This is a genomic window from Polaromonas sp. P1_F4 (assembly GCF_056405675.1).
In genome coordinates, this window is record NZ_JBFUBP010000002.1 from 497,839 (window position 1) to 511,425 (window position 13,587).

Sequence of the window (13,587 nt, forward strand, 5' to 3'; positions counted from 1 at the left end):
TGATGACTTAAATAGAAATAAATGCCAGAATTGAAAACAATATTTCCATCAAATGAAAGAATCCCGTGAATCATTGGGCCGAGTACGAGTTCTTTGTGCGCGTCGTCGAACTAGGCGGCCTGAGCAAGGCTGCGGAAGTGATGGGCTTATCCAATCCCTCGGCAAGCCGCATGCTTGCTGCGTTGGAGCGCCGCCTCGGGGCACGGCTGATCGAGCGGAGTACACGGCGATTGTTCGTGACTGACGTCGGCCAGGACTTCTATGGCCGCTGCAAGGCCGCCCTGGACGACATGAATGAAGCTGTCGAGGCGGTCAACGCAACGACGTCCAACCCGGTTGGCACACTGCGCGTGACTGCATCTTTGTCTTTGTCGCTGCAGCACATCGCGCCACTGCTACCGGAGTTCGCACAGGTTTGCCCCAATGTCCGCGTGGAATTGGTCGCGGCCAATCGGTACTACGACATCATCGACAACAACATCGACGTGGCCATCCGGACCCGCGAATTCGAACCGGATTCGAGTCTTGTGATCCGGAGCCTGGCAAATACGCGGCGCGTGCTCGCGGCCTCGCCTGGCTACCTGAATCGACACGGCACGCCTGGCGATCCTCAGTCATTGGCTCAGCACCAGCTGCTGCTGTATACCTACCACAACCCCGACGAACTGGCGTTCCGGCGCGGCGACGAAGAGGTCACGATTCGGACCAAGTCGATACTGGAAGCCAACGACGGCCAGCTCCTGCGTGTCGCTGCCGTGCAAGGGCTTGGTATCGTGGCGCAACCGATGTACGTGATTTACGACGACCTTGTTTCTGGTCGACTGGTTCCGCTACTGGTTGACTGGCAGCTGCCTCCGATGTCGATCAACATCGTTTACCAGCACCGTCGTCTTGTGCCGGCGAAGACTCGTGCCTTCATCGACTTTCTCATTGCGGATTTCCAGAAACAGGATTACCAGAGGCGCTGGGAATCGATGGTCCCGTGAGAATTGTTCCGCCGGCTGAAAGTATTATTTTCAATCCCGGCATTTATTTGCATTTGGGCCGTCAATAGGATTCAACGAGTCCTTAAACGAGAAGCCCACATGAAAAACATCCCATCTTCACTTTGCTTTCTTGCTGTCGCGGGCGCCTGCTCAATCCTTGTTGCCGGCTGCGGTGGTTTCGACGTCGTACCAGCGGATGCGATCTTCATTAACGGGAAAGTCGTTACCGTGGATGATGATTCGCGTGTCGCGCAAGCCTTCGCCATCAGGGATGGAAAATTCTTGAGTGTTGGGTCAACTGCGGAGATCCAAAGGCATGCAGGTGCGAGCACGCAGGTAGTAGACCTCAAGGGCCGCACGGTGATTCCCGGATTGGCCGATGGCCACTTCCATAGCGCTGGTGGGGGCCCTGGCATTGACCTTTCGAAGGCGCGGTCACTTGCGGATTTGTTTGCCAAGGTTAGCGCCGCGGCCAAAATCGCCACGCCTGGCCAGATTCTCGTTTCGAATGGGGATTGGCACGAAGCCCAGCTTTCCGAACAGCGCACGCCCACAGCGACCGAGCTTGAAGCCGCGGCGCCCGGAATACCAGTAGTGCTGGTCCGCGGGGGGCACAGCTATTTCCTGAACAAGACTGCACTGGCGAAGTGGAACATTACAAGCAGCTCGCCTGTGCCGGCAGGTGGGGCAATTCCAAAGGACGCGAATGGCAACCTCACGGGCGAACTGGTCGATACCGCGCGCAGCCCCGTTCAGCTACCGCCCGCCCCGCCTGCGACCCTGGCAAGCATCGAGAAGGAGCAGGCCGTGCTCAACTCCTACGGCCTGACCAGCGTTCGCGTCCCGGGAATCAACGTGGCAGCGTACCAGTTGCTGCAACAAATGAGGAATTCGGGACGATCGACCGTGCGCTACAGCGTCCTCTTTCGCGGCGTTGGCCTGGAGGCCCTGGCGGCAGCGGGGATCAAGCGGGGTGAGGGCGACAGCCTGCTGAACGTTTGGGGCATCAAGATGGCCGTTGACGGAGGTTTTGAAGGTGCTCTGCTGACCAAGGCGTACGCCGAGCCGATGGGACAAGGCGGGACCTACTTCGGCTTGAGGACTGTGCCGCAGGTAACGTTCAATGATTCCGTCACGGCCTACAACAAGGCCGGTTGGCGCGTGGCAACGCACGCCGTTGGCGATGCCGCCATCGACCAGGTCCTTGAGGGCTACGAGAAGGCCAGCGCAGTCAAGGACATTCGCCAGTCTGGATGGACGATCGAACACGCGGCGATCACGCGCTCGGATCAGTTGCCAAAGATGAAGGCGTTGAATTTGCGCATGTCGGTGCAGGACCACGTGTATCTCGTGGCGCCGGTTCTGAAGAACTACATTGGCGTTGACCGCGCTTCGCAATACTCGCCAGTGAAGGCCTTCCTTGACGCAGGACTCCTGGTCGCCGGTGGGACGGACTCACCCGTCATTCCACTGAATCCGTTCTGGGGGCTCTACAATCTCATGTCGCGCGACACGATTACAGGCGGCGTCATCGGCTCGAACCAGGCGATCAGCCGAGGCGAGGCGTTGCGGGTTGTCACGCTCAACAACGCCAAACTCACGGACGAAGCTGACATCAAGGGATCCATCGAACCGAAGAAACTCGCGGACTTCGTTGTGATATCGGGCGACATCCTGACAATCCCGCTCGGGGACGTCGAGGATCTCAAAGCCCTTGAAACGTACGTTGGGGGCAAGCGCGTCTACAAGGACGCCACGACACCTCTTTGATTTTCGTCATACCTTGATGACCCAATCACGACTCATGCGAGTAGCCGCCCCAGGTGCGCTGCTCGCGGTGACGCTGTCGTTGCTGGCCAACTCCTCTTTGGCCCAGCACGCTCATGGCGTGGATGAACATGCTCAGGACAGCGCCACAAAAGAATTGAAGCCGTCCGATTTCAAAGGCGCTCCGCGAGACCTGGTTTTGTGGGGTGACCTCGCTCGCGCGGGCTTGACCAGAAAACATGGCCAATACAAGTTGACGTATATGCCCGGGAAGATTCGTGGACTCCACGGCAAACAAATTACCTTGGTAGGCTATATGACCGCAATTGACAAGGGTGAACGTCACCTGCGGTTTTTACTAAGTGCACAGCCTTTGATCTGCGACGAGTGCCATGTTGCGGCGTCACCGACGGCCACCGCGGAGATCAACACGCTAAAGCCACAAAAACAGACGGATGAACCACTGATGGTTCAAGGCACGTTGGAAATCGTTGAAGATAATCCCAACGGACTCGTCTACCGGATCAACAAGGCGACTGTCCTGCCGCGGACGAAGACCACGAAGACACGCTCACAATCTTGAACTGTGTCTCGATATGTCCTTCAATTTTTCGATGCCTTTGGGGCAGCCTTCATATCTAGCGACGCCGAACAGCGCCCGCGCTTTCTTGCAGTTCGGAAAGGTATTCCTTCGCTATGTCGAAGAAGGCCTTCGCTGAAGACGGCAGGGCTCTCCTGGCATCGTGGATCATCAAAATCTCCGAGGTAGCGACAGCGGCGCGCACCGGGCGCACCACAGTGCTGCGCCCTCTCATAGCCAACTGAATGTAGGGTGGCACGATGCTCAGGCCAAAACCGTTTTCAACCATGCTAAAAATCGTTGTGAAATGGGTGACTTCAAACGCTACGTCTGGCTCGAGGTTGTGCTGGAGAAATATCCTGTCGAGTTCCTGCCGGAAAGGACTGCCGCGGTCCTGCAAAATAAGTCCTTGCTGTGCGAGTTGAGCAATAGGAATTGAGCGCAGGGCGGCCAAGGGACTGTTTTTGGGCAGAAGTGCATACAGCGGCCCCTTGAGCAGGGGTAGCGCCGCACATTCTGGTTCCGATTTCGAGAACGCCCCGAAAGCGATATCGACGACACCGGAACGCACCAGTTCGGGGATGCTTAACGACGGCTGGTCCATGATCCGGATCTCGACGCCGGGATACTTGCTTCTCAACCGCCGTGCAACAGGAACGACAAGCTCCGCCGTCAGCAACGGAGGGGCGGCGATTGTTACCCGGCCAATCTTCCGAGCCAAAACAGCTCTGACCTGGGCGGCGCCGCGTTCGACGTCTTTAAGTGCGCGCAGGGCAGGCTCACGCAATGCATCCCCCGCTTGGGTCAACGATACGCGGCGGGTAGTTCTGTCAAATAGGCTCGCATCGAGGTTTGCCTCCAGCTCCCGGATCAAGGCACTCAAACTTGAAGGCGAGGCGTTGATGCGCTGCGCCGCTGCGTGGAAACTGCCCTCGTTGCACACGGCAATAAAGGCCTCGAGTTGACGCAAGGTAGGAAGCATGGCCCTGGAACCCCGTTACCGACTCAAATTCATTACAACCCATTATGCACATTTGATTGATTATTGGTGTCTATTTATCGTTTTACATCAACTATCAATCCGCCTAGAGTGCAAATGAATGAACGAAGGAGTAGCGGTGCGAAGTCTGGTTTATGGCGGCTATACACAGGCAGATCTTGATGCGCAGTACGACAACCCGAGGGCCTGTCCGTCGCACGAGGACATCATGGGAGAGGTAAGGGTGCTTAGCATGCGAGCCCGCGCGGATGTGGCGGTGCCGGATTTACGCTGGGGAGATGACGGCCGTGAATGCCTGGACATCTACGGCGATGTTCATGCGACTTCAAGACCCGTAGTAGTTTTCGTTCACGGTGGTGCATGGGTGAGCCTTGACAAAGAAGCCAGCGCATTTGCCGCGCCTGCGTTCACTAAAGCGGGAGCACTTTTCATTGCCCTAGGTTTCCACACCGCGGCAACCGTTAGTTTTCCCCATATGGTTGCGAGGGTACGTCACGGCATTGGGTGGCTTGTCAAGCATATTCATCACTTTGGTGGCGATCCAGAGCGAATCGTCCTTGTAGGCCACTCGTCGGGAACGCACCTTGTCAGCCAGTGCCTTACGCAGGATTGGGGCTACCTTGGGGTCCGCTCAAACCCCTTTACAGGTGCCGTGTTGATCAGCGGCTTGTGCGACCTGGAGCCCGTACGGTTGTCCTATCGCAATAAGCGCCTCGCACTATCGCAGGAGCAGGTTCTCGATTTTTCACTTAAACACCAGGCGGTACGTGTTTCCTGCCCAGTTGACGTGGTCGTCGCAGAACATGACACCTCCGAATTCCGAAGACAGGGGGAAGAAATGGCTCGCTACCTCAAGGCTCACGCTCTTTTACGGGACACCTACACCGTGAAGAAGAAAAATCATTTCGACATCATGCTGGACTTGGCAAATCCAGAAACCCAGCTTTACCGTAGCGTGCTGTCGCTTGCGTTTCCCGCACGAGGTTGATTACTTCCGGTCGATCACTGTCCAAGTTCTCTTTACATTGAGGTCTCTGTATGTCCATTTCAACGTTACTCCGCCTGGCCGCTTTCACGCTGGCGTCCATGATTTCGTTCGCCCCCGCCTCATATGCGCAGCCCTATCCTGCCCGACCGGTCAAAATCGTTGTGCCATACCCTGCTGGGGGTGGCATAGATGTTCTCGCGAGATCGCTTGCGCAGCAACTAAGCACCAAATGGGGCAAGCCTGTCGTTATCGACAATAAATCAGGCTCTGCCACGATTGCGGGAGCCGATACAGTGGCAAAGTCGCCGCCGGACGGCTATACACTTTTGCTGACGTCGCAGACCACGGTGACCACCAACCCCTTGCTTTACGCGAAGCTGCCCTATAACGCCGTGAAAGACTTCACGCCTGTGACGCAGCTGGTTCAGCTCAATCAGATTCTTCTTACTCGTGCAGACGTTCCGATGTCCAACCTCGGCGACATGATCAAGGAGGTTAAAACCAAGCCGGGCCGCTATAACTATGCGTCTTATGGCAGCGGTAGCGAGCCCCATCTGGCCATGGAAATGCTCAAAAACAAGGCCGGCCTTTTCATTTTGCACGTGCCTTATCGCGGTGTTCCCCTGGCGCTCGGTGCATTGGTAGGCGGCGAAGTCGAGTTCACATTGAGCGGCGCAGCCTCCTCCATGCCTCACATACAGTCCGGGAAATTAAAGCCACTGGCCATTGGTGGAAAGACCCGGTCAGCTTTGCTTCCCATGGTTCCCACGTTTGCGGAGTTGGGCTTCGGGGAAGTCCCGGCGCAAGCGTGGTTTGGGATGTTCGCTCCCGCAGGTACCCCGCCGGAAATTGTGCGAAAGATAGCGCAGGACATCCGTGCAATTTCCCTAAACCCCGACTTCCAGCAGCGTGACGTGCAAGCGCGCGGATTTGAGCCTATCTTTAGCTCCCCAGCGGAGTTTGCCCGTGCGATCGAGCTCGAGCGTGCCCCCACGGCGAGAGCTATCAAAATCTCCGGCGCCAAGGTCGACTAAACGCACCGATTGCGCAACCCCTGTTGACGCTTTTCCAGCGTACTTTGCGCCGTTGCACTGCCCTCATTGGCCCCAGCCTATTTATGCCAGCTATCGACTCTCAACAGTGAACCGACACCCAAAGAAAGCTGCTAATGATGAAACCAAATGCTTTGTGGMCGGTCGGCAACATCTCTATTGGCCGAGCAGTAAGAGTTGATTACTGCCGAAGAATCTGCTGCCGTCTTTCGATTCTTGCCGGCCGACATAACAATGCCTGCCGTGGTCATCGGAATTTCCTGAAGGCATTTGCAAAAGCTGTGATCAATACACTAATGGGTCTGTGCGCAGCGATCACCATGCCGTCTCTTGCCGAACAAGTTGTCGTGGGCCAAGTTGGGCCCATGTCTGGGCTCGAGGCCAGTCAAGGTCGCGCCTATTCCGTCGGCATGCAGTTGCATTTCAACGCGTTGAATAAGACGGGTGGGGTCAACGGCCACACCTTCACGCTCTCGCGGCGGGATGATGGGGGAAGGCCGGAAGATACAGTTGCCTTAACCAGGCAGTTGATTGCCGAGGAAAAGCCGCTGGTGTTGGCTGGATTCTTTGGAAACAAAAATATCGCCGACCTGGTTAGCGCGGGCATCCTGGAGGCGGACAAGATCGCACTTGTAGGCTACCGCATTTCCGAAATTCGGCCAGAAGCTCCGAATCTCTATCGCGTCCGCGCAAGCCTTCGCGACGAAATTTCCAGGATGATCAATCATCTGGCAACGGTCGGCATCACGCGCGTAGGCGTTTTTTTTGAGGCCGGACCGGGCTCTGACGCATTGATCGCGGCGAGCGAAGAAACAGCAAAAAGGTTCAATGTAAGAATCACAGTACGTGCGTCATACGCCGCTAACTCAGTCAATGTCACAAGCGCGGTTGCTAGCTTTGTCGCGCAACCGCCGCAAGCAGTCATGTTGATATCCAGCAGTGCCGCGGCCGCCGCTTTCATTGAAAAGTATCGCGCGGACGGCGGTACCGCGCAGCTGTTGGCACACTCAGGAGTGGATATTGAGCAGTTGTCAAAGCGGCTGGCAGAAGATCAAATGCAAGGCGTAGCAATTGCTCAAGTAACGCCCAGTCCTTACAAACTCTCCAGCCGACTGGTCAAGGAATTTATTGACACTGCAGCCAAAACGCCGAACTTGGAAGTTCCGGTGAGCTACGCCATGATGGAAGGCTACATCACTGCCCACGTCATTGCGGAGGCGGTACGTCGCCAAGGTGCCAAGCCAAGCCGTGAAGGAATCATTCTGGCCCTGAACAGCATGAGCGCTTTTGACCTTGGAGGGTACTTGATAAGTTTTAAACCAGGACAGCGAACTGGTTCGAGCTTCGTCGAGCTGTCTATCGTCACAAGCGTAGGAAAGATCCGTCAATAATTGAAAATCGAGTGGCGGTCGGAGGCATGGTGGCGGCAATGTATTGACCGTGAGTGAGGTAGTGCTCAACAGCTGCCGCCTTCCACACCTGCGAGTGCTTGGGTTCTGGGCCCGGCATAGCCCGCGGGAAAACCGAGCCGTTGCTCATATTCACGGTACCAGCCCGTCAAGGCGTTCTTGGGGGGGTAACCCAACTGTCGGATGGTTGGCCGCAAGCGTCTTCCGACGGACCTGCATTCACACAACAACGGCCATCCTGCATGTTTTCCAATCAAGTCAGCGCCGTTGTAGCCGTTGTATGAGGTCGTTCTCACAAGAAGGAACTGGGTTATGAGCACTACCATCGCCACTCCCTCTATTACCGGATCCGCTACCGGCACCGTATCCTGGTGGGGTGTAGTTCTTTGTTTCCTGACTGTTCTGCTCGATGGTTTCGATACCATTTCGATCGGATTGGTCGTGCCGACTATGGCGCGTGAATGGAACCTTCCGCCATCGGCCTTTACCCTAACCTTCATGGGCACCAGCTTGGGCGCTGTGGTCGGCTATGTGTGCAGTGGCTGGTTTGCGGCCCGCTACAGCCGACGCGGCGTCATGATCAACAGCGTCATGCTATTCGCGCTTGGCTCACTGCTCACGGCGTTTGCAACCTCGATACACGCCATGTCCTGGCTGCGCCTCCTCACTGGCATTGGACTGGGATCCGCCCTGCCGGCAGCCATATCGCTGGCGGTGCAGTACGGCCCGCAACATCGGAGAGAGGCTGTCACGATTGGCGTTGCAGCCGGCTTGGTGATAGGCAGCACCGCAGGTGGCGCAATGGCTGGGCGATTGATCGCACAGTTCGGCTGGAGCGCCATCTTCCTGGCTGGTTCACTGTTGCCTTTTCTGCTTCTCCCGGTGCTGTGGTGGGGCCTGCCTACTGAGGATAAGGTGGAAAAAAGCATCGTTGATGCGCCGCGCGGCGCTAGCGTTAGCAGCCTCATGGAAGGCGGCATGGCCGTGCGTACCGTTCTGCTTTGGTGTTTTGCGCTATTGAATTTCACGACCTTCTATGCCCTTATTTTCTGGGTACCTACGCTCCTGGGCAGTTTTGGCTTCAGCCCTAGGGAAGCGCCACTAGGCGCCGTCGCCCTCGGCATTGGGGGAATTTTCGGCACATTGTTGCTGGTGCCGTTGTCGGCCTGCTTCAGTACTCAACGTGTACTGGTCGTGACTGCACTGCTTACGGTGGTGTTAATCACCTGCGTCAGCAAGCTTGATTTCGACAGGGTAGCGCTGTTGTTGGTCCTTGGCGGCATTGGCGCAGGCTTGAACTGTGGAACCATCGGTCAAAGCGCCTTGGCCGTTTCACTGTATCCCCCGGCCTCGCGAGTCACCGGCATCGGCTGGGCCGCCGCCTTCGGCCGCGTTGGCGCCGTTATAGGACCGGCGATAGGCGGCATGCTCATGTCTCTCGGAGCAATGCCGCGCGACATCGTGCTGAGCGCCTTCGTGCCGATGCTGCTCGCTGCGCTCGTTGTTCTGGCGATGAATTTTGTCAGCCGAGATATCAATGTTCCCCATCAGTGATCGAGCGCGACCGTGGACAGCGATGCACGGTTTTGCGTCGCCCTTAACCGCCAATTCTCAAAGGAAATTCCTCTGTGCCTGGCAAAATTGAACACATTCAAGAGCTGAGCGTCTTTGCTGACGACCTCCTTCTTCTTGTTGAAGTTATCGAAGCCGGAGGGTTCACAGCCGCGAGCAAGCGTAGCGGCATTCCCAAATCGAGGCTAAGCCGACGCATTGCTTCACTGGAAGAGCTGTTGGGCGTTTGTTTGCTGACGCGCAATTCACGCACTTTCGCTGTCACTGAAATCGGCAGCCGTTTGCTGCAGCACGGCCTGCAAATTCGGGCCGAAACCCAAACCGCGATAACGGCCGCACTAGACAGCGCCACTATGCCTTCCGGCCCCTTGCGCGTGGCTTGCCCCATCGCCTTATCGTCCGTCTTGGTGGCCGATGTAGCGGTAGCATTTGCACGTGCACATCCGCGCGTGCAAGTGCATTTGACGACTACCCATGGAACAGATTCCCCCCGCTGCGACCCTTACGATTTGGTGATACATCCAAGCAACCAAAGCTTGCCCGATTCCGACCTCATCGCTCGGCGCTTGGTTCAGCTTTCGTATGTATTAGTCGCCGCACCCTCGCTGATGGAAGCCAGCGCCTGGCCCATGACGCCGCAGGAGCTAACGCGCAAGCCCGCCATTGGCTGGAACTCCCGCGACGCCTGGGCAAGCTGGCAACTCAACGGCCCGGACGGGGAATCGGTGAAAGTGCATTTGCCGGTGCAATTCGGCGGTGACAGTCTGATCGCCGTGCTCAAGGCTGCACTGGCGGGTCTGGGTATTGCGCGGCTACCCTGGCTCATGTGCCGGCCGCATGTCGAGGCTGAAGATCTACGCATCGTCACCGCAGGTTGGGCGCCGGCGCCAATGTCCATTTATGTGCTGTACTCTTCGCGCCGCCAACTCAGCCTGGCTGGGAAAGCCTTCATTGACACTTTGAGCCAGGCAATGATCACGGAGAACTGGGGTGAGCCATAGAGCAATCGTCTAGGCCGCCGTGAACGGCACCAGTTTCCAGGAAAGCTCCGGCCGGCGTATTTTCCTGGCGGAAGCCAAGATGACCTCCTTCAATTCCGCAGCGGCCGGGGACAACTCCCGGTCACACAGCCATACGCATATGACGGTTCGCTCAATGCGCAGGCTGGGATGGTCTATCCAGGTGAGGTGAGGCATGGACACCCTGCTTTGCAGGACCGAGGCCGGCTGCAATGTGAGTGTTGCAGCCGTTCTTGCCTTATTGGCCTTGCGCTTTTTGACCTGCTCGCTCCCTATGCGGTTGGTGGACTGTTCCCGGTCCGGTAGGCGAGCCTAGTCTAGTGGGCAGCAGAGACGCTGCGCCAAACAGCCTGAACGCCTTTTTTACAGGTTTTCTTAGCGTTTTACAGTCTTTCTTTTTACAAACAAGCTGATTGCAATGAATAAAGTTCGTCAGGAACCGTTCCAAGAACTAGTAACTTCTAGCTAATTTTTCGTCGACTTTTAACGCGGCAAAGTACGTCGAGAATTTTAGCGCAGCACAAGAATTCTCGACAACAAAATGAAGTACGTCGAACACATTGTTGAATTCCGTCGAAAGCTGACCAAGTGGGGTCAGGCTTCAGCGCAATTCAACAGTTCGCCGTCTGTCGTTGAGCAATAGTGTGAATTTCCTGGCCTACGCTCCATCGATGAAGGTCATTCGGCGATGAGCGTCTTTGCTTAGGGGCGCAGGCGCAAGGTGTTCAAGTTCGGACAGCTCAATCCAAAAACTCACCATTTTCCTTCCAGCACTCAGGCCGATCACCTGCACGTGCGCATCGTGGTTACCTGAGCTATCGGGTGAATCCAACAGACCGTGCCGGAGCGAAAAAAGAATTGGCGCCTTTGACTATGGTGCGAATTCCGTATGGCATTTTTTTGCTCTCCTTTGGGGTGGAAGAATGGAGCAAAGCGCAAAAAAATCATGTCGGAATTTTTAGTCTTTTTATGACGGTTTCTGTCTGACCTTGCCGGGCTGAACAACCCAGGCTCTGCACTCGTTGGAAGCAGTTTTATTATCGGCTGCCCCCAAGACACCCATAAAAAACCTTCCCATACCCCGCAGTAACCTCCGGCCGCCGTGACCCAGGATTCACCATCGCCCTCGCCCCAATCCAGTCTTCATCGACATCATTGAAATAATCCGCCAGCTTGCCTTTGCCCAGCAGCCCTCGCACCATGCCGTCCACCAGAATCTGCACGGCTATATCGGGATCTAGCGCCTTGTCTGGATCCTTCAGCAGCGTGTTTTGCAGTCCCAAGGCTTTGCCTACGCTTTCGTATTTGCCGGCCTTGGTTAGCTGGGCCAGGCCTCGGCCGTAATAGCGGCGGCCCTTCGCGTCGGGTAGGGCGTAGTTGCTTTTCACGCGGCCTTCGTCGACCAATGCCTGTATCTGCCTTTCTATACATTCGTCGGTGCTGCAATTTTTGCCTTCGCGTACGGGCACCATGCGGCCGCGTGTTTCACGGTAGGCGGTGCCTAGCAAATAGGCGACCTGACGCAGGTCAATCTGCTTGTTCAGACTTTCATAGCGTGCAAAGATTTTCTCGATGGTGGCTTTGGACTCGGGCGTCAGTAGTTTGAGTCGCAGGCGGGCAGCAGCAGCTCTTGCGGCCAGATCGTCGGTTGCTCCGTAGCAGCTTGCAAAGAACTGTGTGCGGCCTAAACGTGACGCCGTCGGCTCCGGTGTTTGCGGCGCTGTCTGCCTGGCGGTGGACGCAACAGGCGCGGCCGTTACATTGGGCAGGGTTGGCGTGCCAGCTGGATTCGCGGTGGGGGCACTACTTTCTGCAGCATTGGTTGCTTCGCTCAACGGTGCGGGGTCGCCGGGCAAATCTGGCTGGATCTTTCGGCATTCCTGTCCAGGCACTGCGATGGGTGGATTGATGACCGGCTTTGGCGCCGGCGGGGGCGGGGGAAGCCCTGCAAGGTTAAACCACCAGTTACTTTTGCCGTCTTTGCTGGCCTTGAGGGCATCGATGGATTGCGCGATGGTGATGGACGTACCAGGTATCACGTCCATCAACGATGCCGCGTTGCCGGCCAGGCCAAGCAGCAGCGGCCGGTTGTGGTCGGACAGGACGACGGGTGTGCCGAGCCAGGTCGTGCCCATCGCGTTCTGCGGCTCGTCGAGGTCATTTTTTTCGCGGCACAGGTGCCACGTCGGCGAGGTGGACATAGGCACACTTGCGAATTCAACTTGTGTATCAGCGCACGCGACGGGCTGGAGTTTGGCCGGATAGGTGTACTGATGGCGGTGAAGAAAGTTGTACCGGCCCGGGCTCATCACCCCCACCCAGAGTACCGACTCCAGTTCCAGCGGCCGCACGGCTGCAGTCCCGGTGTAGCCGACGGGCGCCAGGCTTGCCAGAAGGCTGGCCGTCGCCGTGGTGCTGCCCAGCATGTCGATGACATTGCTGACGCTGCCAGTCAGCTCGACAAGTGCAAAGCTTGCAAACGTTGTGGTGGGCAGCGGCGCCGATGCCTCTGCTATCAGGTCTTCCTCATGGTTGGCCAGCTCGGTCGGTTCTGTGATTGATGACGTTTCGGTGCTCACATTCAAGGTGGTGGTGCCAATCGTATTGCTTGCATTGGCAGTAGTTTCTGCATCTGTAATCTCGGACACAGCATCCGGGTCAATGCATATGGGCAGAAGCGGCGGTGGTGGTGGCGGCGGGGCCTGGTAGCAGGCCATGGGCGGTGCATCCGGCCGTTCGTAATAAACGAAAGCCCGCGCCGCGTTTAAGACTTTCGCATTTGCAGTCGATGTTTGCGGCGCGATCAGAACATCCATTGGCGGCATGTCTTTGCCGGGGCAAACGCATGAGGCTGAGGTCAGCACCCATTTGTCTCCGACCATCGCGCCTTCGCAAAACGTGCCGGGCATGCCCGCGCGGGCCACCTGGAAGCTCACAAGCCACGGCTTGGCGCCGCTGCGCAGCGCCACCAGAGGCGGTGCAGCCTCGGGAAACGGTGAACTGGTAGCCCCGTTAAGCAGTCGCGCAGCAGCCAGTCGCCAGGGCAGAGCGCCCGCAAACTCGCCACCGACAATCGGAGCCACCCCGGTGACAGACTTTGGCGGCGTTTGCGCGCCTGCAGATGAAGAGGCAAAGACAGCCATTGCCAGCCACGCCGCAGCGACGAACCGGCCGATATTTAAAACCGGTTTCACAACCGCTCCTGCTGGTGTTG

12 protein-coding genes and 1 pseudogene are annotated in these 13,587 nt (G+C 57.1%); 9 read left to right on the forward strand and 4 right to left on the reverse strand.

Features of this window, described 5'->3' with window-relative positions:
- Positions 1–65 precede the first annotated feature (65 nt).
- The 3 genes from AC1DYQ_RS07315 (at position 66) to AC1DYQ_RS07325 (ending at position 3,336) form a co-directional block, all read left to right on the forward strand.
- Positions 66–986: a LysR family transcriptional regulator gene (locus AC1DYQ_RS07315; RefSeq protein ID WP_477686224.1), complete on the forward strand. Its 921-nt coding sequence runs from the start codon at positions 66–68 to the stop codon at positions 984–986.
- A gap of 99 nt (positions 987–1,085) precedes the next feature.
- On the forward strand, positions 1,086–2,756 hold the full coding sequence (locus AC1DYQ_RS07320) for an amidohydrolase (RefSeq protein ID WP_477686225.1): 1,671 nt from the start codon (positions 1,086–1,088) through the stop codon (positions 2,754–2,756).
- Between the two features lie 34 nt (positions 2,757–2,790).
- The gene (locus AC1DYQ_RS07325) at positions 2,791–3,336 is read left to right on the forward strand and encodes a hypothetical protein (RefSeq protein ID WP_477686226.1); all 546 of its coding nucleotides are present in this window, start codon (positions 2,791–2,793) and stop codon (positions 3,334–3,336) included.
- Positions 3,337–3,391: 55 nt separating this feature from the next.
- Here the strand turns inward: AC1DYQ_RS07325 and AC1DYQ_RS07330 are convergent, their stop codons facing one another.
- A complete protein-coding gene (locus AC1DYQ_RS07330) occupies positions 3,392–4,315 on the reverse strand; it encodes a LysR family transcriptional regulator (RefSeq protein WP_477686227.1) in 924 nt (307 codons plus the stop codon).
- A gap of 118 nt (positions 4,316–4,433) precedes the next feature.
- On the opposite strand from AC1DYQ_RS07330, the gene AC1DYQ_RS07335 reads away from it, so the two are divergent.
- The 3 genes from AC1DYQ_RS07335 to AC1DYQ_RS07345 all read left to right on the forward strand — a co-directional run bounded on the left by AC1DYQ_RS07335 (position 4,434) and on the right by AC1DYQ_RS07345 (position 7,764).
- Positions 4,434–5,321 carry an alpha/beta hydrolase gene (locus AC1DYQ_RS07335; RefSeq protein WP_477686228.1) on the forward strand — a complete coding sequence of 296 codons (888 nt, stop codon included), beginning with the start codon at positions 4,434–4,436 and terminating at the stop codon, positions 5,319–5,321.
- Positions 5,322–5,371: 50 nt separating this feature from the next.
- A complete protein-coding gene (locus AC1DYQ_RS07340) occupies positions 5,372–6,355 on the forward strand; it encodes a Bug family tripartite tricarboxylate transporter substrate binding protein (RefSeq protein ID WP_477686229.1) in 984 nt (327 codons plus the stop codon).
- Positions 6,356–6,669: 314 nt separating this feature from the next.
- Positions 6,670–7,764: an ABC transporter substrate-binding protein gene (locus AC1DYQ_RS07345; protein ID WP_477686281.1), complete on the forward strand. Its 1,095-nt coding sequence runs from the start codon at positions 6,670–6,672 to the stop codon at positions 7,762–7,764.
- Between the two features lie 25 nt (positions 7,765–7,789).
- Here AC1DYQ_RS07345 and AC1DYQ_RS07350 read toward each other — a convergent pair.
- Positions 7,790–8,039, reverse strand: a pseudogene (locus AC1DYQ_RS07350) (hypothetical protein); the annotation flags it as partial.
- Positions 8,040–8,094: 55 nt separating this feature from the next.
- Between AC1DYQ_RS07350 and AC1DYQ_RS07355 the strand changes: the two are divergent.
- Together AC1DYQ_RS07355 and AC1DYQ_RS07360 are read left to right on the forward strand one after the other, a co-directional pair.
- Entirely contained in the window at positions 8,095–9,336 is a 1,242-nt protein-coding gene (locus tag AC1DYQ_RS07355; RefSeq protein ID WP_477686230.1) for an MFS transporter, read from the forward strand.
- 74 nt (positions 9,337–9,410) lie between these two features.
- A complete protein-coding gene (locus AC1DYQ_RS07360) occupies positions 9,411–10,355 on the forward strand; it encodes a LysR substrate-binding domain-containing protein (protein ID WP_477686231.1) in 945 nt (314 codons plus the stop codon).
- Positions 10,356–10,364: 9 nt separating this feature from the next.
- On the opposite strand, the gene AC1DYQ_RS07365 is transcribed toward AC1DYQ_RS07360, so the two are convergent.
- Positions 10,365–10,550: a hypothetical protein gene (locus AC1DYQ_RS07365; RefSeq protein ID WP_477686232.1), complete on the reverse strand. Its 186-nt coding sequence runs from the start codon at positions 10,548–10,550 to the stop codon at positions 10,365–10,367.
- A 645-nt stretch (positions 10,551–11,195) separates the two neighbouring features.
- Here AC1DYQ_RS07365 and AC1DYQ_RS07370 point away from each other — a divergent pair.
- Positions 11,196–11,360 (forward strand): hypothetical protein, encoded by a 165-nt coding sequence (locus AC1DYQ_RS07370; protein WP_477686233.1) that lies wholly within the window; start codon positions 11,196–11,198, stop codon positions 11,358–11,360.
- Between the two features lie 50 nt (positions 11,361–11,410).
- Here the strand turns inward: AC1DYQ_RS07370 and AC1DYQ_RS07375 are convergent, their stop codons facing one another.
- Positions 11,411–13,567, reverse strand: a complete 2,157-nt coding sequence (locus tag AC1DYQ_RS07375; protein ID WP_477686234.1) for a glycoside hydrolase family 19 protein — start codon at positions 13,565–13,567, stop codon at positions 11,411–11,413.
- Between the last annotated feature and the right edge of the window lie 20 nt (positions 13,568–13,587).

Coding starts and splice junctions, on each gene's coding strand:
- AC1DYQ_RS07335 (WP_477686228.1), top strand. CDS start 4,434: ATGAACGAAGGAGTAGCGGTGCGAAGTCTGGTTTATGGCGGCTATACA.
- AC1DYQ_RS07355 (WP_477686230.1), top strand. CDS start 8,095: ATGAGCACTACCATCGCCACTCCCTCTATTACCGGATCCGCTACCGGC.
- AC1DYQ_RS07325 (WP_477686226.1), top strand. CDS start 2,791: ATGCGAGTAGCCGCCCCAGGTGCGCTGCTCGCGGTGACGCTGTCGTTG.
- AC1DYQ_RS07365 (WP_477686232.1), bottom strand. CDS start 10,550: ATGCCTCACCTCACCTGGATAGACCATCCCAGCCTGCGCATTGAGCGA.
- AC1DYQ_RS07340 (WP_477686229.1), top strand. CDS start 5,372: ATGTCCATTTCAACGTTACTCCGCCTGGCCGCTTTCACGCTGGCGTCC.
- AC1DYQ_RS07345 (WP_477686281.1), top strand. CDS start 6,670: ATGGGTCTGTGCGCAGCGATCACCATGCCGTCTCTTGCCGAACAAGTT.
- AC1DYQ_RS07330 (WP_477686227.1), bottom strand. CDS start 4,315: ATGCTTCCTACCTTGCGTCAACTCGAGGCCTTTATTGCCGTGTGCAAC.
- AC1DYQ_RS07320 (WP_477686225.1), top strand. CDS start 1,086: ATGAAAAACATCCCATCTTCACTTTGCTTTCTTGCTGTCGCGGGCGCC.